The following is a 23,609-nucleotide window of genomic DNA, read 5'->3' as shown; positions in this document are numbered from 1 at the left end:
AGATTTAAAAAACTAGCAGAACTAATTACACATGATGTTAAGAATCTCACATACACCCAAGTTATTTAAAAATATTCCGTTAATGGCTATTTTAGTCGTACCTTTTGTATTGCAGATTTGTTTAACGGTTGGTGTAGTTGGGATATTTTCTTTTCGTAATGGACAACAAGCACTCGGTGAATTAGCAACCCGATTCAGTGGAGAAGTTAGCGATCGCATTAGTGCAAAACTTGATAATTACTTTCGAGTGCCGCCTCAAATTAATCAGACGAATATCGATGCCGTAAAATTAGGATTGCTAAATTTAAAAGATTTTGATAGAACAGGACATCTCTTTTGGACACAAATAAATTTGCATGAAGTTGGTTACATTAATTTTGCCTTTGACAACCAAGAATTTATCGGTGTTGAGCGTAGAGACAATGGGCAAATCGTAATTAATGAGACAACTTTAGCGCGAGGAATTACCAAGACAGCAAGTTTCTCAACCGATAGCGAAGGTAATCGCCAACAATTGCTAGAAGTTATCGAGACTGAGGAAGATGTTCGGCAAGAAGCTTGGTATGCTGATGCAATAAAAGCAGGTAAGCCAACTTGGACGCGAATTTATCAATGGGTTGATCGCCCTGAAGTTTTGTCCATTTCTCATAGTTATCCACTTTTCGATCGCGATCGAAAAGTAATTGGTGTATTGGGTGTTGACTTCATTCTCACACAATTGAATTCCTTCCTGCGTGAGCTAAAATCAGAACCATCAGGGCGTGTTTTTATCATTGAGCGATCAGGATTAATCGTTGGAACTTCTAGTAGTGAGCGTACTTTTGCAATTGTGAATGGAAGACCCCAACGTCTCAATATTCTTAATAGTAGTGACCAACTGTCACGAGCTACTGGACGCTATCTAATTAATGAATTTGGTAATTTTAATTCACTCCAAGGAAAAGAACACTTAGAGTCTAATTTTGAGGGTAGCAAGCAATTTATTCAAGTACGGACTTGGCGCGATCGTGATGGACTAGATTTGCTAATTGTGGTGGTGTTGCCTGAATCTAGCTTTATGGAACAAATTAATAGTCGCAACCAATTTACGATTTTATTTAGTCTGGGGGCGCTAGTTTTTGCGATCTTACTGGGAGTGGTAACTGCGCGTTATATCACGGCTCCATTGATCAAATTAAGTGGTGCATCTCAAGCGATCGCTAATGGAGATCTGGACTCTAGGGTATTGGTAAAAGGCACAAGCGAAGTCAAAGTTTTATCTGAGTCATTTAATCGTATGGCGGAAATGCTTACGGAATCATTTAATCGCCTCGAAAAAGCGAATATGGAGTTAGAGTCACGAGTACAACAAAGAACTAGCGAACTAGCAGAGAGTCAGCTATCACTTCAACGAAATAATTTTATGCTGCAACGTCGTGAACAGCAACTTCGCAGACAACAAAAAATCTTGATTGATCTCACTAAAAATAAAGCTCTCAACTTGGGCGACTTTATTACAGCAGTGCAGAATATTACCGAAACAGCTAGCCAAACGCTGGATGTCGAACGTGTGAGTGTCTGGCTATTTGACAATACTAAAACAAACTTGCATTGCCTCGATCTCTATATACAAAGTAGCAATATTCATACCGAGGCTGATTTTCTAGGGGCAGACAGATTTCCCAGCTTTTTTAAGGCGCTGCAAGAAAATCAGAGCTTACATATAGAAGATGTACAGGATGAAGAAATATTAATAGAGCTTCGGACAGACTATCTCAATCCTCTTGGTGTTGTATCTCTATTGACATCATCATTTGATATCGGTGGTGAACTCACAGGTTTTTTGATGTTTGAACAAGTTGACATAGAGCGCTTGTGGTTGCTAGAGGAAATTAGCTTTGCTAGCTCTTTATCAGAATTACTGTCTTTAGGGATGGAAGCCCAAGAACGCCGACGTACTGAGGACGATTTGCGAGTTGAGAAAATGAGATCGGAACGTCTACTGCTCAATGTTTTACCAAAGGCGATCGCCGAACGATTAAAGTCTTCTCCAATCTATACTCCTATCAATATTCCTCCTAATATTCCTAACAACAGAACTTCTACGATATTGCCAAAATCAATATCCAGACTTAATGCCGAAAATGGCAAGATTGTTGCAGATACGTTTGAGGAAGTAACAGTTCTGTTTGGCGATATCGTCAGCTTTACAGAATTCGCATCTTCGGTATCAGCTAATGAACTAGTAAATATGCTCAATGAGATATTTTCAGAATTCGATCGCTTAGTTGATCGCTATGGCTTAGAAAAAATCAAAACGATAGGTGACTCTTATATGGCAGTGGGTGGATTGCCTGTGCCACGGCAAGATCACGCTGAAGCGATCGCGTCAATGGCTCTAGATATGCAACAGTCAATTTGCAAATTTATCCGCCCTGATGGCAATCCCTTCCAGTTGAGAATTGGGATACATACTGGTCAAGCCGTTGCAGGTGTAATTGGCACGAAAAAGTTTATATATGATCTTTGGGGAGATACGGTAAATATTGCTAGCCGTATGGAGTCTCATGGTATCGCAGGTTGCATCCAAGTCTCGGATGTAACCTATCAGATTTTAAAAAATAAGTTCCAATTCGATCCACAAAGAATAATTGAGATCAAAGGTAAAGGCGAAATGACTACTTATTTATTAACAGAACGCAACGCACTTTAATCTTTAGTGATGCGGCATTGCCGCACCACTAAAGATTAAATCTGTAAGGTTTGCAGAGCCAAGTAGAATGCAGTGATAGATTTAGCATCAAGACTGGCATCTGCACTCTGCGATCGCAACAGCATTTCAATCTCTTCACGACTGAGTAACACAACTTCTATCTCCTCATCTTCATCCTGAGCAGGAGGATGTTCTAGTTTTTCAAGCCCTTGCGCAAGATATGCGTGAATAATTTCATCAGAATAGCCTGGACAAAGATAGAAACCTCCCAAATACTGCCATTGACTAGCTCGATAGCCTGTTTCTTCTTCGATTTCGCGCTTAATCGTCACATCATGATCTTCACCAACTTCCAATGTTCCTGCTGGAAATTCTAGTAAATAGCGCTGAATCGCAAATCTATATTGCTTAACTAAAACAAATTTGCCATCTGCTGTTACAGGAACCGCCATCCCTGCCCCTGGATGCTTAATATATGCATATTCACCGATAACACCGTGGGGTAATTTAATGTGATCGACATGAAAGGAAAATTTACTACCTTGATAGCTAAGACGATTTTGTAAGATTTCTGAGGCTATGAGATCTGACATGGCTATTTGTATTAACTAACTCCAGCACATTTTGTCATATAGCTGTCACTAAAACCCAAAAGAGATTTGCGTCGCTTCGCGACGCAAATCTCTTTTGGGTTTTAGGTTTTAATACCAATTCACAAAAGTGTGACAACACTTCTGTGAATTAAAAACCAAACCCTGTAAGGGTTTTAAAAACACAAAGTGGCGAAGCCATTTTGTGTTTTGGTAAAAGCTACAGATGCCGATCGCCTGATCGCATTCTTGCAATAAAAAAGCTCCCCTTTCGGGGAGCTTTTTTATTGTTTTAGACTATCGATTAAGGATTAACCGTTGATAGCAGGAGCAGCCATAGCTACAGGAGCAACATCAACAGCAGCCAAATCGAGAGGGAAGTTGTGAGCATTGCGCTCGTGCATTACTTCCATACCCAAGTTTGCGCGGTTGATTACGTCTGCCCAAGATGGTACTACACGACCTTGACTATCAGAAATCGATTGGTTGAAGTTGAAACCGTTCAAGTTAAACGCCATTGTGCTTACGCCCAATGCGGTGAACCAAATGCCAACTACTGGCCATAGGGCTAGGAAGAAGTGCAATTGACGGCTGTTGTTGAAAGATGCATATTGGAAGATCAAACGTCCGAAGTAGCCGTGAGCTGCAACGATGTTGTAGGTTTCTTCTTCTTGTCCGAATTTGTAGCCTGAGTTTTGGCTTTCGTTTTCGGTGGTTTCACGGATCAAGCTGGAGGTTACGAGTGAACCGTGCATTGCACTGAACAATGAACCGCCGAACACGCCTGCTACTCCCAACATGTGGAAAGGATGCATCAAGATGTTGTGTTCTGCTTGGAATACGATCATGAAGTTGAAAGTACCAGAGATTCCCAAAGGCATACCGTCAGAGAATGATCCTTGTCCGATTGGGTAGATCAAGAATACTGCGGTTGCTGCTGCTACTGGTGCAGAATATGCTACTGCGATCCAAGGACGCATACCGAGGCGATAGGAAAGTTCCCATTCACGTCCCATGTAGCAGAAAATGCCGATGAGGAAGTGGAATACTACCAATTGGTAAGGACCACCGTTGTATAGCCATTCGTCAAGGCTATCTGCTTCCCAAATGGGGTAAAAGTGCAAGCCAATCGCATTTGAAGATGGTACGACTGCGCCAGAAATCATGTTGTTGCCGAATAGCAAGCTGCCAGCTACTGGCTCACGGATACCGTCGATATCGACAGGTGGTGCGCCTACGAAGGCGATTACGAAGCATGTGGTTGCTGCAAGTAAGCAAGGAATCATGATTACGCCGAACCAACCTACATAGAGGCGGTTGTCGGTGCTGGTGATCCAATTGCAAAACTGATCCCACAGGGAGGCGCTTTCGCGTCTTTGTACTGCTGTTGTCATTTTTGTATTTTGATTTATTGTTTGTTTTTAAAGCGTTTACCGCTTATGTAAACAACTATATCAAATTGTAAAGTTTTGTCAATAAACCTTTGGGTAGAGTCGAGGTAACCGCCCACAACCCATCATTGACAAAAAAAGAGCGCCAAGCGCTCTTTTTTGCTCATATTCTGACTATTCGTAAATCCAAGAAGTCATACTTGGAGTCCATTCAACTAGTTCTTCTGAGTTAAACCACAGTGCAATCTCGGTTTGAGCAGTCTCGATCGCATCAGAGCCATGAATAATGTTGCGTCCGATATTTGCACCATAGTCACCGCGAATTGTACCTGGCTCAGCAGTAAGAGGATTGGTTGCGCCAATGATTTTACGGGCTGAGGCAACTACACCATCGCCTTCCCAAACCATTGCAACAACAGGACCAGAAGTAATAAAGTCAACTAGTCCAGCAAAGAAGGGTCTTTCTTTATGCACTGCATAATGCTTTTCGGCTAGTTCGCGGGTTGGGTGGATCAATTTGAGTCCCACGAGCTTAAAGCCTTTGGTTTCATAACGACGAATAATTTCTCCGACTAGGTGACGTTGTACGCCATCGGGCTTAACTGCCAAAAAAGTACGTTCCATGATCTCTGTAAAAGTATTAAGCAATTGTAAAGAAGTTTACAGAAAGCATTATTTCATTTTAGGGAACGCAAATAAAATAAAGTTATAGCAATACTTGAGTTATAGCTACAGTCCACTTGTCTTTGGACAAATCAAAAAACCAAGAATTTAGTGGCGGTGCGCTGCACCGCCACTAAATTCTTGGTTTTTTCCTAGTACTGATGATAGCCAAAAAAGAAGAGTGGCGGCACTCCACGCCGCCACTCTTCTTTTTTGGTTGCATTGCTATACCTTAGAAATTACCTTACCTAAAATAACCCTAGATGTGATTAAGGACATTTTTCTGAAACCATTGCTTGATCTTAGGTTGCAACTTGAGTTCCAATATATAAGCAATACCAAGGGTTAGAGCAGTCCATATAAATAGGCGAATTATAAAACTGATGGGGGAACCGCTCAAGATAGAAATTCTATGCACAAAATTCAGCATGGGCATATGTAAAACATAAATACCGTAGGAGATACTGCCAAAAAACGTCAGCTTGGAAAATATATCGGGACTTACTGCCCAGCCCCAAAGCCCAAAACCTAAAAACATTTGCACTGCGGCAATTACCCAACCATCGACATTAAAGAGCTGTTTAGTTGCGAAGAGATAGCTGGTTTGAAAGAGGGGCAATGCGATCGCGATCATAACAAGCAAACGTAAATAAGGAATTTGTCGTTTGGTAAAAGCTGAAAACAGCACAGCGCATAGAGGAAAGTAAACAAAATCGGTAATACTAATTTCTGGTAGGGCAATCCCTGCAAAACCAAAGTTACTCAATAAGGTTTTACCGATGGTTAGTTTGTCTGTAGCAATAAAGAGCAAGATATAAGAGACAACTGGCAATTTAGCAAAAGATCCAGAGATTGGCTGTTTCCAAGCAAGCCATAATCCAAATAACCAGAATACCCAGCCTGCGGCGTAACCCGAAATAATGGGCGGGAACAAAGGAATCCAAGGAGATAGACTGGCAACCGTTAGTGAACCAAGCATTAATGGCATAACTTTGGGGCGAAAATACCAAATAGCCAGAAAAACTATGTAGTAAACAATTTCATAATGCAAAGTCCAAAGCACTCCATTGCCAGATAACAATGCCGATACGCCACCTTGCAAGAAAAACAAATTGCCAACGATCGTTTTCCATGAGTCTGTTGGAGAAGCCAGTACGCCTAAAATAATTGCAATTAGGTAGATTGGATATAAACGAATAAATCTTCTTAATAAATAACGAATGGCATTGGATTTGGAAAATGGCAATTGATTGGTGAGTCCAATTACATAACCAGATAAAGCAAAGAAAATTAAAATTCCGCCATGAGCCGCATTAAAAAAGGAGCCAAAGGAAAATGTGGGATGGTAAGCAGGATCGAGCTTAAATTCATAGAAAAATATGTGCGAATAGGCAACCCAGAGCGCCGCCAGTCCTCGCAAGCCGTCTAAAGCGTAATCATATTTGCGACCTTCTGTTTGAATGTCAAGTGCTGGGACAAAACGATCTCGTAGATCGTTATCATCTGAAACTTGATTTTCCATTGGCATAAGTAATTGCTACAGGATTATTCAATGGCTAAGAATATCACGACCATCATATTAACTCAGCAATATTAAGCCCAAAAAGTGAGATGAAGCTATAGCAATGTGAGCTTTGCTTAGGACTTAAAACCCAAATTAATAAAGGCGGAGCGAAGCTCCGCCTTTATTAATTTGGGTTTTAAGTCCTAGCTATCTCTTACATGGCTATACAAAGAACTACCAACCATTTTCAACGAGAAATTCTGGAGTGATTAAAGAAATATTGTGATTAAAATTAGGATTATTACCAACCTTGAGAAATTTCTCTACATATTTACCAAGCAAATCACCTTCTAGATGAACTGAACTACCAATATCAAGATCTTTTAAAGTAGTTTTGTCGTATGTATGTGGAATTACAGCAACTCGAAAATTTGTACCTGAGTCGTTGCAATAGGAAATGGTGAGGCTAATGCCGTTAATTGCAATACTACCTTTAAATACTATGTAACGTGCAACTTCAGGAATAGCTTCAAAGCTTAGCTCCCACGAGTTACCAATGAGAGCGCGATCGCTTAATTTGCCCATGCCATCAATATGTCCTGAGACAAAATGACCACCGATTTTATCACCAACGGCTAGAGCAGTTTCGAGATTGACATACTTTAATTTGCGATCGCCAAAATTAGTACGTCCAAGGGTTTCAGGCGAAACATCAGCCACAAAATTAGTATCAGAGATATAAGTTGCGGTAAGACATACCCCATTCACAGCGACACTATCGCCGATCGCAATATTGGCAACGAGATCTGGACAATGAATCACAAGGCGATCGCGATCGCGTTGCTCAATAATTCCGATAGTTTGAACAAGTCCTGTAAACATACTCCCTTCCCAGTGAATAATTAGTGTTGCGAGAATTTGCCTCGCAACACTAATTATTCACTTTACAACACTTCAAATACGTTAAGGATAGGAGGCGCGAAGCGCCTCCTATCCTTAACGTATAAATATTTCGTCTACTGCAAGAAAAGTCAACTTATCAATGGTACGTGCTGACTGCTTAGCTATATTTGTGGTTGGTTGACGATCTCGATTTAGCCAAAATGATTTAATTCCAATCGCAGAAGCCCCTACGTAATCTTCGCTAAAACTATCACCAATATGCCATGCCAAATCAGGCGAGCCCTCAATTTGATGTTTTGCAAGTGCTGCTGCAAAAATCAAGGGATCTGGCTTAGCTGCGCCAATTTCCGTGGAGATTGTAATTGAACTAAAGTAATCCTCTAGGTCTAAATTCGCCATGACCGAGTAGATCCGACTGTCAAAATTTGATAGCACGCCCAAAGTAATGCCTTGTTGCTGCCATGCATCCAGCGCTAATCGAGTATCTTCATAAATAAACCAAGGTTCAGCTGTTGCAAAATAAGCATAAAGACTCTTAAAGAAGCCTTCAAAGTCTAGGAATTTTGCTAAATCACCTGTTTGACTAAAAGTTTTTTCAGCAAGCGATCGCCACCATTGATATTCAGCGGTCAGGATATCAGACTGGGGCAAATTAGGAAAAGCAATCCTTGGTGCAGTTTGAAAAACTTCGTAAAAAGCGCGATTAATTAACTGAGGGTCAAGGCTAACATCAAAATCTGTCGCAATTTTGGCATATTGTTCACCCACACTACCTCTAACCCCAAACAAAGTACCAACTGCATCTACATAAATAACCTGTGGCGATCGCATTATATTTAGGGAAAATTACTGAGATAAACTATTAGTCATACTGATACAATGGCTGCCAAATCTTGTAAAAACTGCCTCTAATATTGTATTAAAACTACATTCCATTATGACAGATGTTCAGTTTCTAATGATGAGATGGTTAGAGTAAGGAGCACTTTTATGCATATATCTCAGTTTAACAAATTAATTCTATTGATATTAATTGCCTGTACTCCATTACCTGCTTGGGCACAGACCACCACAATTGAAAAACCTTCAGCCCCAGCATCAAATTCTAACCTCAAGCCATTAGGCAATCTTAATGGTGGTACACAGACTTTAAATGTAAGTGAATCTCAAGATACATTTCGCTACACTCTTGGTGCAGGAGACAATATCAAGATCGAAGTTTTTAACGTACCAGAACTTTCAGGAACTCAAACGATCGCACCTGATGGAACGATCAATATTTCCTTAATCGGTGCAGTCAAGCTAGAAGGGTTAGGATTAGATGAAGCAAATGCTCTACTGCGAGAAAAACTTAACCCATTTCTTGTGAGGAATATTGTCAATATATCTTTAATTTCTCCTCGTCCGTTAAATATTGCGATCGTCGGCGAAGTGAATCGCCCAGGCCCACGTTTTTTGACTTATGCAGGAACAACAGGGTTGGGTAGCAATGCGGCAACATTAACAAGAGCATTGGAATCAGCTTCTGGGATCACTTCACGAGCCGATATCAGTAATATTCAAATTTCACGTCGTGATGGCACTCTCGGTCGCCGCATCATTAAGGTTAACCTCCAAAACCTGTTAGAAAAGGGCGATATTAGTCAGGATGTTCGCATTCTTGATGGAGATTCAATTCTTGTACCACCATTATCTCAAGCAAGTGCATCTCAACCTCGCACCGTCAGCAACTCAACTTTTTCCCCTGACACCTTTACTATTCAGGTAGCGATCGTTGGTGAGGTTAATCGGGTGGGGCCTCAAACTTTGGTTTACTCTAGGAATGGTGTTGTTCCCACTGGGCTTACAGGTGCGACCACTGCGGCTGGAACAGCATCAGGTGGAGGGCCAGTTACTCTAAGCCGAGCCTTACAATCAGCAAATGGAGTAACTGAAATTGCCGATATTCGCAATGTGCAGATTTCACGATTGAATGATAAGGGGCAGCGCACAATTGTTAAAGCGAATTTGCTGGATCTGATTACCAAAGCCGATCTCAGTCAAGATATCACTCTTACAGATGGCGACTTGATTACTGTACCCCGATTAGAGAAAACGAATCCAACAGAATATCTACAGGTCGCTAAAGCAACTTTTTCTCCTACAGTAATTACTGTGCAAGTAGTTGGCGAAGCTGTTCGTCCTGGACCGATACAAATGAGACCGAATAGTTCGTTTACCGAAGCAATTTCTTTTGCAGGTGGACTAACCAATGATGCAGATTGGCGAGCGGTTGAGCTTTATCGAGTCAATCCCGATGGCTCGATTATGCGACGCAATCTAATTGCTGATTTGAATCTTCCTTTAAATGAAGAATCTAACCCTGGCTTACGCGATCGCGATGTGATTGTAGTACGTCCATCCTTTGGTTCAAGCCTGCTTAATTCGGCTACGAGATTTCTTGGTAATATCGTTACGCCTTTCTCCTTAGTGAACAACCTTTTTAGAAGATAAACATGAAAACTATAGTTACTGGCGGTGCTGGCTTCATTGGATCGCATCTAGTTGATCGCTTGATGGAATCTGGGCATGAAGTTATTTGCATTGATAACCTTTACACGGGAAGGACATCTAATAACTCTCAATGGAGCAATCATCCTAACTTTCAATTTATTAAGCATGATATTGTCGATTCGATCATGATTAACAATGTCGATCAAATTTATCACCTTGCTTGTCCAGCCTCACCAGTACATTATCAATCTGATCCAATTCAAACTGCTAAAACCAATTTTTTAGGAACGCTAAATATGTTGGAATTGGCTAAACAGTCCAAAGCAAGAATTTTGTTAGCTTCGACTTCGGAAGTTTACGGGGATCCTCTAATTCATCCCCAAGTCGAAAGCTACTGGGGTAACGTCAATTGCACAGGCATTCGCAGTTGCTATGACGAAGGTAAACGCATTGCAGAGACGATAACTTTTGATTATCATCGTCAGTTTGACATTGAGATTCGTGTTGCACGGATTTTCAATACCCATGGTGCGCGAATGCTTGAAAACGATGGACGTGTCGTTAGTAATTTTGTGGTTCAAGCTCTTAAAGGAATTCCGCTCACTATTTATGGAGATGGCTCTCAGACTCGTAGCTTTTGCTATGTATCAGATCTTGTAGAAGGATTGATACGTTTGATGAATGGTAATTACATTGGTCCTGTGAACTTGGGAAATCCTGGAGAATATACAATTCTGCAATTGGCTCAAACCATTCAAAATATGATCGATCCCACAACAGAAATAATCTTTAAGCCTCTGCCTCAAGATGATCCCCAACGCCGCCAACCCGATATTTCGCAAGCTAAATTGCATTTAGGTTGGGAGCCAACCGTTCAGTTAACAGATGGTCTATCAAAGACGATCGCTTATTTCCGCGATCGCGTAAATAATAAGGAATTATAAAAACCAAGCTCAGTTCAACAGTTTCTGACTATTGAACTGAGATTTGATTCTGAACAGCAAAAAATTATTAGGTAATTGAACATGCGTGTTTGTGTAATTGGAACTGGTTATGTGGGTTTAGTCACAGGTGCTTGTCTCGCCTACATTGGTCATGATGTGATTTGCGTCGATAATAACGAGGAAAAAGTCAAGCTGATGAAGTCAGGACAATCGCCCATCCATGAGCCAGGATTGCCTGAAGTTATAGCTGAGTCAATTCGTCAAGGGAAAATCGAATTTACAACAGATATTGCGGCGGGTGTAAATCATGGTGAGATTCTATTCATTGCTGTGGGTACGCCATCTCTAGCTGATGGTCGCAGCGATATGCGCTATGTAGAGGCAGTTGCACGGAGTATTGGCGAAAGTCTTACCGATGGATATCGTGTGATCGTCAACAAGTCTACAGTGCCAATTGGGTCTGGCGACTGGGTACGCATGATTGTAATGGATGGAATGTTAGGCAAAAGTAATATCGATCAGATTCAGTTTGATGTGGTTAGTAACCCAGAGTTTCTACGCGAGGGTGTAGCCGTTTTTGATACGTTTAATCCCGATCGCATTGTGGTTGGCAGTGGCAGCGATCGTGCTCTTAAGCTCATGCAAGAGCTTTATGCACCAATTATTGATCGCTCTTTTGCTGAGGACAAGACTCTGCCACCAGTGCCTGTGGTAGTTACTGATTTAAACTCAGCCGAAATGATTAAGTATGCAGCAAATGCATTTCTGGCTACCAAGATTAGCTTTATTAATGAAGTTGCGAATATTTGCGATCGTGTTGGTGCAGATGTTAGAGAAGTTGCCAAGGGGATTGGTTTAGATTCGCGTATTGGCTCTAAGTTCTTGCAAGCTGGTATTGGCTGGGGCGGCTCCTGCTTTGGCAAAGATGTCTCGGCTCTAATCTACACCGCTGAGGACTATGGCTATTCCACAGAGATTTTGAAAGCTTGTGTACGGGTGAATGAATTACAGCGAACGCTAGTTGTTGAGAAGCTACAGCAAGCTCTAAAAATCCTCAAGGGTAAAACCATAGGTTTATTGGGAATGACCTTTAAGCCAGATACTGATGATATGCGTGACGCACCTGCGTTGACCTTAATCGATCAGCTCAATCGTTTGGGTGCAAGAGTTAAAGCCTATGATCCGCTAGTTTCTCAATCAGGATTGCGTCAAGGCTTCACGAATGTGATTGTGGAAACCGATCTAGAGCGATTAGCAGACGGTTGTGATGCAGTGGTATTGGTGACAGATTGGCAAGAGTTTCTCGCGATCGACTATTCTAAGATGCTGACTCTGATGGCACATCCTGTAATTATCGATGCTCGTAACTTCCTTGATGGCAAAGCCCTTAAGTCTCTGGGATATCAATATATTGGCATTGGGCGTTAACTTACAGGATTTGGTTTTAATTCACAGAAGTGTTGTCACACTTTTGTGAATTGGTATAAAAGCTTAATTCCTGTATATTTTGATGCTTAGCAGTTATGTTGATAGGAATATATATACTGTAGTAAGAACCATACAAAAATGGTGGATACGCATGGCAAAAAAAGATAATAGCAACAGCAAAGGCTCTCAAGATCATCTGGTGATGAAACCGATGCAAGCTAAAAAGACGAGTAAGAAGAAGTCTAAATCTGATGATTTCTCAATCAAATCATCAAAGCAAATTGAAATGGAATCGCCCGAAGGCAAAAAAGTTGACAAAGAGAAGGCTAAGTCTGGTGGGTCACTAGAGAAGCTATCGAAGGCAGTTTATGAGAAAGAGCTTAACCGACTACATATTGAGCTGGTAAAACTACAGGAGTGGGTAAAACATAAAAAGCTAAAGGTGGTCGTTCTATTTGAAGGACGGGATGCAGCAGGCAAAGGTGGCACGATTAAGCGAATTACATCATGCTTGAATCCTCGTGTTTGTAAAGTCATAGCCTTGGGAACACCTTCTGATCGCGAAAAAACCCAGTGGTACTTTCAACGGTATGCCGCCCATCTTCCTTCTGCTGGTGAGATTGTGCTATTTGACCGTAGTTGGTACAACCGTGCTGGAGTAGAGCGCGTCATGAATTTCTGCACCCACGAAGAGTATGTTGAATTCTTACGTTCTTGTCCTGAGTTTGAATGTATGCTACAACGGGCAGGAATTATTCTCATCAAGTATTGGTTCTCTGTCAGTGACGAAGAACAAGAAAAGAGATTTCAAGAACGGATTGAGAATCCGCTTAAGCGTTGGAAAATCAGTCCAATGGATTTGGAAGCAAGAGCCAAGTGGGTAGAATATTCTAAGGCGAAGGATGATATGTTCAATGCCACTGATATCAAGCAATCTCCTTGGAATGTGGTTAGTTCTGATGATAAACGGCGGGCGCACATCAACTGCATTTCCCATCTATTGAGTCAAGTTCCTTATGAGGACTTAACTCCTATAAAGATTGAGCTTCCTCCTCGCCAAAGTGAGATGGATTATGTAAGGCCACCGATGCGACTTCAGAATTTTGTTCCTAATATTCCTCTTTCTAAAAACACAGATAGTTCCAAAGAAAATTAAGAGCAAACGAGACATTAAATCTGCCATAAAAGCCATACAAAGCATGGCTTTTATGGCAGATTTTGGCTCTAAGACATCCGACAAAACTGACCTGAATGTAATTTGATTTCTCCAAAATCAGGAATCCATGCTGCCCAATAACCATCAGGATATTGACACATCAACAAGGCTTCATCGTAACAACTATAAATCGGTGGTTCTAACAAAGTTACCCACTTAGAGGGCAAGGGGATAAGGCAATGAGGAGAGGAGTTTTGCCGAATATTCTTAGTGGTTCTGGATGGTTGTTGACGTGTGGAAGTTTTCATAGCTTTATTTCTACAATTTATCAATGAACTTTATCAATCAACTTTATAAAGCAATTTTTTAAGTGCTAATTTTAGAGTTCAAGAACAAAGTATGTCATGAAATTATTATATATACAATCTTTGGTATTAAAAGATACAGAAATATTATTAAAAGTTAAAGATTTAATTTTTTTTTGCGGATTGCAATAATTTTCAGCAATTCTTTTGATCAAAATTTGGTTTCACTTAGTGACAAAATGCGGTTAAAATCTTGCCCTATAGCAGTTTTTAATTGAGTGTATGCTCGTTTGAAACTCAAAAAATCAAATCCAGTAAGGCTTTTGAGTTTAGAGTTTGACGTTGACAAACTCTAAATCGCTATAGTGTGTGGATATCTGGTGAACTGAATGCGCGATCGCCATTATTGGCAAAAAATAATTAGCAAGCCTTGGTTGATTAATTCCCCAAAAATACAAAAAATTGGGCAGATAATTGCGCGTCTATTTTGGGGTTTAGGAATAGCAATTGTGGCGATCGCGATATGCTGCATCTTAACGCTAGCGCAGATTGCTCCAACGCAAGCTCAGTCTGTGGATGAGCTAAAAAATTATCAAAACTTTGTCGATCAACAACGACAAATTATCCAGAAACAACAAGAACAAATTAACGCTCTCACTAAGCCTGCTCAATCTCGGCTTGATGCTTTAAAGCGAAATGTTAGGGTTACGGATACTCAGATTAAAGACAACGAGAAAAAAATTCGTCAAGCAAGAGAGCAACTCCAAAAACTCAGTACAAAACTACAAGATCTAGAGTACGACCTCAATAAAAGACGTGGCGCAACTACGGCGCGGTTGCAATATTTGCAAAGGCAACAATTACAACGTTGGTGGGTAACGCTCCTCAGCAGCCAAGATCTAAATCAATTTGCCGATCGCCGTCGTCAAATTGAGCGCATTTATGACCGCGATCGCAAGCTTCTTGAAGACTTGACTCAAAGATCTAATCAAGTCGAAAAACAGCGTAATCAGATAGTTGCTCAAAAAAATGAGATTGAGCTATTGACTCAAAAACTGAAATATCAAAAATCTAATATTGAAGCTGAAGCTGTTGCTCAGCAAAATACGATTGATCGGTTAAAGAGCGATCGCCAAGCATTATCTCAAGCTGAAGATCGCCTTGCGGAAGATTCGCGTCGTCTATCGCAAATTATTTTGGCAAAAGTACAGCCCTATGATGGACTAATTCTGCCTCCAGGGACTGGACAACTGATGTACCCGACGATTGGGCCAGTGACTAGCAACTTTGGTTGGCGTACACATCCAATTTTGGGAACCGAGCGCTTCCACTCAGGTATCGATTTTGGCGCTGATTACGGCAGTTTAATTTATGCGAGTGCAGAGGGGCGAGTAATTTATGCGGATTGGTATGGGGGCTATGGTAATGCTGTGATTGTTGATCATGGAAATGGGATGACCACGCTTTATGCCCATTGTAGTGATCTATATGTTAAGGATGGCGATGTTGTCGCTAAAGGTCAACCAATCGCAGCAGTTGGTTCTACAGGCTTTTCGACTGGTCCACATTTACACTTTGAGTTGCGAGCAAATGGAGAGCCTGTCGATCCCGCCGCATATCTCTAGAACGTAGTGACAATTCATAAATTGCCACTACCCTATACCAATTCACAAAAGTGTTGCCACACTTTCGTGAATTACAAACCAAACCCAGTAAGGGTAATACCAAAACATAAAATGGCTACGCCATTTTATGTTTTGGTATTACCCGTTACCAAACATCGGGCAAAATTGCATCTTGGAAATCAGTTGTTTCGGTATTTGCACCACTAAAATTGGCTTTGCTGAGGTTTGCACTGGTAAACTCGGCTCGATTAAGATCTGCACGACTTAAATCAGCGCCAATAAAATAGGCTTCACTACAATTTGCCCCGCGAAGATCTGCTCCAATCAGATCGCAGCCACAAAGGTTAGCACGATAAAGATTTGCACCGATTAAATTTGCCCGCGTCAAATTTGACTCGCTAAGATCAATATCTACCAAAGTCGCGCCAATCAAATCTGTACCCACCAGAGTAGAGACATTGAGATTACTGTGAGATAGATCAGCTTCACTCAAATTAGCCCGACTAAAATCAGTTCCCGCAAGATTAGCTTCCCTTAATTCGGCTCGGCTTAAATTTGCCCCAATGAGAATTGCGCCGATCATGCTCGATCCATTCAAGCTAGACATATTGAGCTTAGTTGTTGATAGATCAGCGAGATCGAGTTTAGCTAAACGCAGATTTGATCCCCGTAGATCTGCGCCACTTAGATTTGCTTGGCTAAGATCAGCTTCACTAAGACAAACCATACTAAGGTGAGATGCACTAAGGTTTGCCCCCTTAAGCACTATACCTCTTAGATTTGCCATACTTAAATCTGCACCGCGCAAGTTAGCAGAAGACATCTTCACGTTATGCAACTTTGCCCCACGCAAATTAACCATACTCAGGTCTATCCCCGTCAGATCTAGATCCTCTAGCTGAATTTCACTAAGATCAACGCCACGAATATCGGGATGGGATTCTCTCCATTTGTTCCAGATATTTACGCCTTGATTAAGCAGTTTTATAAATTCTTCTTTCGCCACAGTTACTTTTACTCATACTGCTAGTACAGTTTCAGATTTTAGAGAATTGATGGGGCAGCTTCGCCGCCCCATCAATTCTGGGTTTTATATTTGAAGTTTAGCTTTATAAATTTTAATATTTTCGTTCTTGGGGGGTAAAACGATCGCGATCAATCAATTGCAAGCTCATATCAACTGAACGATCGCTAGTCTTTACCTTACCACTTTCCAGATAGCCGAGAGTATGTTTGAGATAATTCGCATCATCCCTTTGAGGATAATCTTCACGGGAATGTGCGCCGCGACTTTCTTGGCGTGACAAGGCACTGGACATAATGATTTCGCCGACTGTAAGCAAACTTTTTAATTCGATCGCCTGCATCATCTCCATATTAAATACAGAACTGCGATCATCTACTAATAAATCATGGTCATAGCGATCGCGAATAGTTTGTAGCTTCGCTAAGCCGTCTTGCAACCGCTGAGCATCACGAAAAATTCCGCAATGCTCAGTCATCGTATCTTGCAGTTGTTGGCGAATATCGGCAATGCGCGAATTACCTTGTTTTGACAATACGCCTTTTAGCTTAGCTTCAGCGTCAGCAAGATATGGACGGGGATCGAGCTTGGGCATGGTGCGATCGCTGGCATATGCTCCCATTTTTTCGCCAGCGCGTTTACCAAAGACCACACATTCTAATAATGAATTTGCACCCAAACGATTTGCGCCATGTACCGACAAGCAAGCACATTCACCTGCTGCAAAAAAGCCTGCAATCGCATGGCTATCAACACCAATTACCTGACAATCGATATTTGTGGGAATACCGCCCATGGAGTAATGTGCAGTCGGACGCACGGGCAGGGGATGATCGATACAGTCCACCCCAGCTAGGCGCAAGCCCTCTTCGCGAGCAAAGGGAATCCGACTTAAGATTTTCTCTCGACCTAAATGGCGCACATCTAAATGCACATAGTTTTTGCCATTAATGCCGCGTCCCGCCATGATTTCGCAGGCAATATTGCGAGAGGTGATATCACGGGGTGATAGTTCCATCCGATTTTTGCTAATCGGATAATTTGCCATAAAGCGATCGCCTAAATCATTAATCAAATAAGCTCCTTCACCGCGCACTGCTTCGGAGATCAATACTCCAGCAGGATATAAACCTGTGGGATGGAATTGCACAAATTCCATATCTTGTAGCGGCAATCCAATATTTGCGGTCAGACATAAGCCATCCCCTGTTGAGGCAAAATCGTTGGAAGTAGTATTAAAAACTCTGCCATATCCGCCTGTAGCCATCAATACGACTCTCGCTCGAAATACTTCTATCTGCGAAGTTTCCAAACAATAAGCAACAAAGCCCTTTACTTCTGTTCCATTTGTGCCATCTTCATAGATCAACTGCATCACATACCATTCTTCATAAATCTTGCCGCCTAATCGCCGCAGATTCATCACCAATTCGTGCAAAATTGCATGACCAGTTTTGTCCGCCGCATAGCAAGCACGGCTATTTGTATGTCCTCCAAATGCTCGTTGCGAAATCTTACCATTTTCAGCCCGTGAGAAAAGAACTCCTAAATGTTCTAAATCAATAATTACTTCGGGAGCAGATTCTGTCAAAATTTGAACGGCATTCTGATCGGCAAGATAATCGGAACCTTTGATTGTATCAAAGGCATGGGTGAGCCAGTCATCATTATCAACATTCCTAAGTGAAGCCGCGATTCCTCCCTGTGCGGCGACGGAATGCGATCGGATTGGATGTACTTTAGAAATGAGTCCTACACTAAGATTAGGATAGTTTTGGGCGATCGCAAGTGCGGCTCTAGAGCCAGCTAGTCCACCACCAATAATTAACACATCATGCTCGATCATAGAATTTTTTTTGAAAAGTTTTTTTAAATATCAGCTTAGCCACAACTACCACAGTCACCAACACCTCCACAATCTAGCCCTCCACAGTCTAGCCCACTGCAATCCATTCCTGATAAACAGTCAGCATTGCCACAGCTTAAATCAGGACAGCTTAGATTAGGACAACTTAAATCGGGACAATCAACTGCCTCAAATGGATTTTTACAATCGCGATCGCTTCCACAATCATTAGGCAGTACATCAAGTGCATAACTACAGTCAGAACAATCAACATAATCACAGTTATTGTTTCCTCCACCATTATTGTTGTTATTGTTGACTTGTCTTTGTTGCTTACGTCCCCATTGTGCGCCCCCAAGTTTCTGTCTACTCGATTTACCTGTATCTTCAGAATCTTCAGGCACATCAGGATTTTCTGGATCGCCTGATTCAATGGCTATGATTGAGTTAGGTAAACGACTAGCGTAATACTGGCGACGAGCCTTAGTTCTTTCTCTGCGTTTTTTTAAAATCTCATTAGCTTCTCGGCATTCCTGAAATCGCCCCTTCGCATTTGCGATCGCCGTCAAGATCCCCTCTTTTGCAATCACCTGCTTAAAGTACTGTGAACAAGACTCACAGCCATACAATACGCGATGAGCGCAAGAAAAGCCTTTATGGGGAGAAATAAATCTTTGATAGCCACTAATGGCGGTAACTGCTAAGCCCCGCGTTGCCCCGTTGATGATATTGGCGATCGGAATTTTTACAGGGATTCTTGTCTGCATTTGTCGCCATCAGTGAGTAATTTAATAGCTTGGCTATGATACAAGAGCCTTTAAGCTAGCCTCCATAAATCTTAATAATTCTTTCAAAAATTTGATTTCCATAATCTCCAATACCATTCCATTTGTGATTTAGTAGCGATCGCCTATTTCATAAATCACATTAACAAAATGGAATGAGTATCGATTGCTAATCTCATAAACCACAACCCTCTACTTTTGAGAAAGTTGTCTCTACGGTAAAATTTGAATGGCAACAACCATGTGGTAATAAAGTATTATCTATTGCTGATTTTGACTGGGACTAACATGCCACAAAACTTTGCAGGCGAATATTTGCGCGGACGCTCTTTTAAAGGACAGGACTTGACAGGAGCTAACTTTAGTCGTGCGGACATTCGTAGCACCGACTTTACTGGAGCAAATCTCACGGATGCAAATTTTACTAACGCCAAAGCAGGGTTGACTGATGGTCGGAAAGCGATCGCCCTAACAGGATTGGTTGCTCTAGCAAGTGTGACAGGCATTTTGTCATTTTTTCTGAGTACGGCGATCGCTAGAGAGACAACGGCAAGAACGGGGATAGAGACAATTCCTGGCACGCTTTTACTGATTGTGCTGGCTTTTGGGGCTCAAGTTACCTTGCGGCAAGGCTTCAATATCCTAGATGGTTTCTTGTTTAATGGCATGGTAGCAGCAACAGTCATTGCCACTTCAATCATTGCTTCTCATCGTTTGTTAAGTGAAGCACTAGCGACAAGCGCCCTTGCCATACTTTTAGCATTCATAATCGCTAGAGGGGTGGCGGCGATCGTGGCAAGTGCGGAGATGATTAAGGGGAAGGCGATGGGGGCATTTGTCGGTGCGATCGCAATCGTGGCGGCATTCATCGGATGTCAGTTCGCCAATGCCCCTGCATGGAGTTCTTTGGGCGCAGTGGGTTTAGGTATCTATGTGGCGGTGAGGGCTGTAGCGGGTGATGTAGAACATACTGCCATTCATAATTTTGCAGTAGCCATTGCCGCTTTTTTAGGAACTAGCTTTCGTGAAGCAGATCTTACGAATACCAATTTTTCTCAAGCCCAATTAAATAATGCTGACTTTAGAAAAGCAATTTTGATGCGATCTCGCTTTTATGAAACCGAGCAGTTATTGTTAGCTAGAGTAGATCGTGGCTCAATTTTAAGTCAGCCAGCCTTATTGCATCTATTAGTCACTGGTAATGGTAGAAAGCAATCCTATGTAGGGATGGACTTTCAAGGTGCAAATCTAATTGGAGCCGACCTCAATGGAGCAAACTTAAGGGAAGTAGACTTACGTGGCTCTACTTTAAAAAGTGCAAATTTAGAAATGGCAAATCTCACCTTGAGCAATGCTGTCGGTGCAGATTTTAGCAATGCTCTATTTACAGGAATCTGTCTAGATCGATGGACAATTGATGCCACTACCAATCTCACCCAGATTGACTGTCGTTATATCTATTTACAGTCGGTTTTAACGCAAGATTTAACGCAAGATAGTCGCTTAGAACGCTTGCCAAGTCAAGGCGACTGGACATCAGGAGAATTTACCCGCCTATATACAGTCGCCGATCGCCAAGCGGAAAGTGTCTTTGATTCGACATCGTTAGAGGAGTCGTCGATAAATCGCGATGAGATCTTAGCTAGTCTGATGATTTTGATACAGGTGGCGATCGCCGACAATCATATCGATGAGCTAGAAAAAGCAATTCTCGAAGAGGCAATTGCTGCTCTAGATCTTGAAGAAGAGATTACGCTCGAACGCCTTTTAGAGGAACGTATTTCTATCAATGACCTGCTTAATAAAATCAATAGTCCTTTGATCAAAGAGCAGTTATATCAATCAGCCTATATCATGGCAAAAGCCGATAATGATGTCAGCAGACCAGAAACTGAACTCTTGCGGACGCTTCAAGACAAATTTGCATTGGCGGACGGTACGGTTGAGAAACTGACTGCGATCGTCGAAGCTGCTCAAAACATGTCGATTTCAGAGCAAATGGAAGCGATCGCTGATCCTGCGAAGCGCGAACTAGCGGTTAATACCAATGTGCGCCTATTTGCAATTATGCACGCTGTGGGTGGCGCAATGCCCACCCCTGGATTTGCCACCGTCAGTCATCTAATGATTTATAAAGATCAAGTAGAGCTTGTCCAAAAAATTGGCAAGATTTGGGGATATCCAGCAAACCATGCTTCTCCAGATTTTAATAAAGTTGTGTTTGGTAGCGTTGGTGCTACAGCGGCACGAATCGCACTCTCAAATATCGTGCTGCTGATCCCTGTAGCTGGGAGCATTATCAGTGGTTCCGCAGCCTTTAGTATGACTTGGGCAATTGGTAACCTCGCCAATCAATATTTTGCCGAAGGCTGCGAAATCGATGATGTGACACTAGCAGAACTATTTTCTAACGCCAAATCTGAAGGAAAACGCACTTTTCAAGATCTGCAAAATGCAATCACCGACAAGCATAAAGAACTCGCACCTGCGATCGCGGCTTTGCAAGAGAAATTTAAAGCAGGAAAGATTAGTGAAAATGACTATATTCGTCAGATCAAAGAGATCGCGTAAACGCGCAGCGCCATAAACCCAAAGACCAAAAAGACAAATCGCCAGCTACGCGGGCGATTTGTCTTTTTGGTCTTTGGTCTCATGCCTAGCGTATAATCTTAAGGTAACTTTTTAGCTGTATTAATCTAATCAAAAGTGCAAGTAGTTAAAACTTATACTAAAATCTAGATTTAGTGATAAGTCCACAAAAATTCTGAACTTTGACGAAGATTCATGCCATCTCCAACTTCTTCCTCCCTCCGAAACACCTTTGCCAGAACTGAAATCCGCCGTCTGCAAGACTTGCTGCCGCCAGAGTTACAGGCATGGGTAAAAGTGCTTAATGCTGATGGTGTCCGCCCACCCCTAATCGCCTGTGAAGAAGCTGGAGGCGATGAAGTGGTGATTTTAGTCGATATGGTGCGCTGGGAACGAATGGCTGAGGATCAGCGCAATTTGCTGTATTGGCATGAAGTAGCTCGTATCCAAAATGACGCAGTACCAAAAGATGGCTGGGAAGTCGCAGCACTAGCGATCGGTTTAGGTGGCGCAGTTGGTGAACTTTGGGTGCAAAACGGTTTACTATTTGTGCTAGCGCTGGGTATTTGCGGTGTAGCTGGTTTTCAGCTATGGCGCAAAGGAACCAGCAAAAAAGACATTCGCAACTTGATCGAGGCTGATCAAGGCGCAATTCGTCTAGCTGTTCGTAATGGCTATCCTTTGCCTGCCGCTTATAAAAGTTTAGGCAGCGGTCTGAAGATTATGCTCAGTGATACCTCAAAGGGGCGATCGCGTACATTAATTGAAAAGCGTCTGGATGCGCTACGCAATGAGGCAAATAAAGCCAGACGAAATTACGACAATTAAACTAAAACCACAAACATGTGCAGCAGGTGCAATTCATGAATTACATCTGCTGCACATGTTTGTGAGTGCAAAACGCTATAATTACCGCTTGCGAATAGGAATTTGCACTTCGCGGCGTTTTAATGGCGCAGGCGTATAGGGAGAATCGTAGAGAAATTCTCTTGGCTCCCCAACTATTTCATACTCTGGATGGTTCACTAACCATTGCTTTAACTTCGCAATATGTTCTGGATAGCTCCCATAGCCATAGGCTCCCTGTATGCCGAGACTGACGACTAGCATCGGTGGATGATCTTCTACTTGAATATCGGAAGATACCTGCTGCGGAGTGATATCGCTGTTGTTGTATAAAAATGAAACCTTTGCTTTGCCTTGTTGAATTGGCTGATCGATAGTAGTAATTGGGTAACGCGCTTCCACAGGAGCAGTCATAGAAATATTATTACTGCTGATATGGCGAAATAGCGGGTTGAAAGAATTGCTCGTTGCTTCGTTAAGATTTCCTTCATAGGTGTAAGTGCCTGAGCGATAGGCGGGATATTGCTTAACCTCGATAGTGTTGTGGGGCGTAGGCGTTGGAAATCCGATAGGTAGGGGAGCAGACATAGCTTTTATTAAGCCTTTCAAATGGGCAAATCTTTTCTATAGCAATGCAAGTGTCAAAATGGCAAAGCCATTTTGACACTTCAAAACCCCTGCTGGGCTTAATTTCTAATTTTCGGAAGTGTGACTGCACTTTCAAAAATTGGGATACAGTTGTCGCCAAGTTTAGTAGGACGTAACAACGAAGAATTGATTGGCGGCGCTCTGCGCCGCCAATCAATTCTTCGTTGTTGATTTGTC

19 protein-coding genes are annotated in these 23,609 nt (G+C 42.0%); 8 read left to right on the top strand and 11 right to left on the bottom strand.

Annotation, left to right across the window (positions count from 1 at the left end; all coding sequences use genetic code 11):
- Positions 1–31: 31 nt before the first annotated feature.
- Positions 32–2,692: an adenylate/guanylate cyclase domain-containing protein gene (locus CQ839_RS06495; RefSeq protein WP_103667466.1), complete on the top strand. Its 2,661-nt coding sequence runs from the start codon at positions 32–34 to the stop codon at positions 2,690–2,692.
- A 35-nt stretch (positions 2,693–2,727) separates the two neighbouring features.
- Here CQ839_RS06495 and CQ839_RS06490 read toward each other — a convergent pair whose 3' ends face one another.
- From CQ839_RS06490 to CQ839_RS06465, 6 genes are all read right to left on the bottom strand, one after another.
- Complete coding sequence (locus CQ839_RS06490; protein ID WP_103667465.1) at positions 2,728–3,285, bottom strand: NUDIX hydrolase; 558 nt, start codon at positions 3,283–3,285, stop codon at positions 2,728–2,730.
- Between the two features lie 308 nt (positions 3,286–3,593).
- Positions 3,594–4,676, bottom strand: coding sequence for a photosystem II q(b) protein (psbA, locus tag CQ839_RS06485; protein ID WP_103667464.1), 1,083 nt, complete (start codon positions 4,674–4,676; stop codon positions 3,594–3,596).
- Positions 4,677–4,847: 171 nt separating this feature from the next.
- Entirely contained in the window at positions 4,848–5,297 is a 450-nt protein-coding gene (ndk, locus tag CQ839_RS06480) for a nucleoside-diphosphate kinase (RefSeq protein WP_103667463.1), read from the bottom strand.
- 298 nt (positions 5,298–5,595) lie between these two features.
- Positions 5,596–6,858 (bottom strand): acyltransferase, encoded by a 1,263-nt coding sequence (locus tag CQ839_RS06475; RefSeq protein ID WP_181016126.1) that lies wholly within the window; start codon positions 6,856–6,858, stop codon positions 5,596–5,598.
- 216 nt (positions 6,859–7,074) lie between these two features.
- Positions 7,075–7,722 (bottom strand): riboflavin synthase, encoded by a 648-nt coding sequence (gene ribE, locus CQ839_RS06470; RefSeq protein WP_103667461.1) that lies wholly within the window; start codon positions 7,720–7,722, stop codon positions 7,075–7,077.
- A gap of 114 nt (positions 7,723–7,836) precedes the next feature.
- A complete protein-coding gene (locus tag CQ839_RS06465; protein ID WP_103667460.1) occupies positions 7,837–8,574 on the bottom strand; it encodes an HAD family hydrolase in 738 nt (245 codons plus the stop codon).
- A gap of 159 nt (positions 8,575–8,733) precedes the next feature.
- On the opposite strand from CQ839_RS06465, the gene CQ839_RS06460 reads away from it, so the two are divergent.
- From CQ839_RS06460 to ppk2, 4 genes are all read left to right on the top strand, one after another.
- Positions 8,734–10,236, top strand: coding sequence for a polysaccharide biosynthesis/export family protein (locus CQ839_RS06460; RefSeq protein ID WP_103667459.1), 1,503 nt, complete (start codon positions 8,734–8,736; stop codon positions 10,234–10,236).
- Positions 10,237–10,238: 2 nt separating this feature from the next.
- Positions 10,239–11,180 carry a UDP-glucuronic acid decarboxylase family protein gene (locus tag CQ839_RS06455; RefSeq protein ID WP_103667458.1) on the top strand — a complete coding sequence of 314 codons (942 nt, stop codon included), beginning with the start codon at positions 10,239–10,241 and terminating at the stop codon, positions 11,178–11,180.
- A gap of 81 nt (positions 11,181–11,261) precedes the next feature.
- Entirely contained in the window at positions 11,262–12,608 is a 1,347-nt protein-coding gene (locus tag CQ839_RS06450; protein ID WP_103667457.1) for a UDP-glucose/GDP-mannose dehydrogenase family protein, read from the top strand.
- Positions 12,609–12,759: 151 nt separating this feature from the next.
- The gene (gene ppk2 / locus CQ839_RS06445) at positions 12,760–13,764 is read left to right on the top strand and encodes a polyphosphate kinase 2 (RefSeq protein ID WP_103667607.1); all 1,005 of its coding nucleotides are present in this window, start codon (positions 12,760–12,762) and stop codon (positions 13,762–13,764) included.
- Between the two features lie 68 nt (positions 13,765–13,832).
- On the opposite strand, the gene CQ839_RS06440 is transcribed toward ppk2, so the two are convergent.
- Positions 13,833–14,072, bottom strand: a complete 240-nt coding sequence (locus CQ839_RS06440) for a hypothetical protein (RefSeq protein WP_103667456.1) — start codon at positions 14,070–14,072, stop codon at positions 13,833–13,835.
- A gap of 386 nt (positions 14,073–14,458) precedes the next feature.
- Here CQ839_RS06440 and CQ839_RS06435 point away from each other — a divergent pair, with 386 nt between their 5' ends.
- Positions 14,459–15,694, top strand: a complete 1,236-nt coding sequence (locus CQ839_RS06435) for a murein hydrolase activator EnvC (protein WP_103667455.1) — start codon at positions 14,459–14,461, stop codon at positions 15,692–15,694.
- Positions 15,695–15,839: 145 nt separating this feature from the next.
- Here the strand turns inward: CQ839_RS06435 and CQ839_RS06430 are convergent, their stop codons facing one another.
- The 3 genes from CQ839_RS06430 to yidD form a co-directional block, all read right to left on the bottom strand.
- On the bottom strand, positions 15,840–16,700 hold the full coding sequence (locus tag CQ839_RS06430) for a pentapeptide repeat-containing protein (protein WP_103667454.1): 861 nt from the start codon (positions 16,698–16,700) through the stop codon (positions 15,840–15,842).
- Between the two features lie 112 nt (positions 16,701–16,812).
- Positions 16,813–18,564, bottom strand: a complete 1,752-nt coding sequence (locus CQ839_RS06425; protein WP_103667453.1) for a succinate dehydrogenase/fumarate reductase flavoprotein subunit — start codon at positions 18,562–18,564, stop codon at positions 16,813–16,815.
- 35 nt (positions 18,565–18,599) lie between these two features.
- Positions 18,600–19,331: a membrane protein insertion efficiency factor YidD gene (gene yidD / locus CQ839_RS06420; RefSeq protein WP_103667452.1), complete on the bottom strand. Its 732-nt coding sequence runs from the start codon at positions 19,329–19,331 to the stop codon at positions 18,600–18,602.
- 306 nt (positions 19,332–19,637) lie between these two features.
- Between yidD and CQ839_RS06415 the strand changes: the two genes are divergently transcribed.
- Together CQ839_RS06415 and CQ839_RS06410 are read left to right on the top strand one after the other, a co-directional pair.
- Positions 19,638–21,920 (top strand): DUF533 domain-containing protein, encoded by a 2,283-nt coding sequence (locus tag CQ839_RS06415; protein ID WP_103667451.1) that lies wholly within the window; start codon positions 19,638–19,640, stop codon positions 21,918–21,920.
- Positions 21,921–22,133: 213 nt separating this feature from the next.
- Positions 22,134–22,766, top strand: a complete 633-nt coding sequence (locus tag CQ839_RS06410) for a DUF3318 domain-containing protein (protein WP_103667450.1) — start codon at positions 22,134–22,136, stop codon at positions 22,764–22,766.
- Between the two features lie 81 nt (positions 22,767–22,847).
- On the opposite strand, the gene CQ839_RS06405 is transcribed toward CQ839_RS06410, so the two are convergent.
- Positions 22,848–23,372, bottom strand: coding sequence for a heme-binding protein (locus CQ839_RS06405; RefSeq protein ID WP_103667449.1), 525 nt, complete (start codon positions 23,370–23,372; stop codon positions 22,848–22,850).
- Positions 23,373–23,609: the final 237 nt, after the last annotated feature.

This window comes from Pseudanabaena sp. BC1403 (genome assembly GCF_002914585.1).
GTDB lineage: Bacteria > Cyanobacteriota > Cyanobacteriia > Pseudanabaenales > Pseudanabaenaceae > Pseudanabaena.
This window is presented reverse-complemented; position numbering and strand designations above follow the sequence as displayed.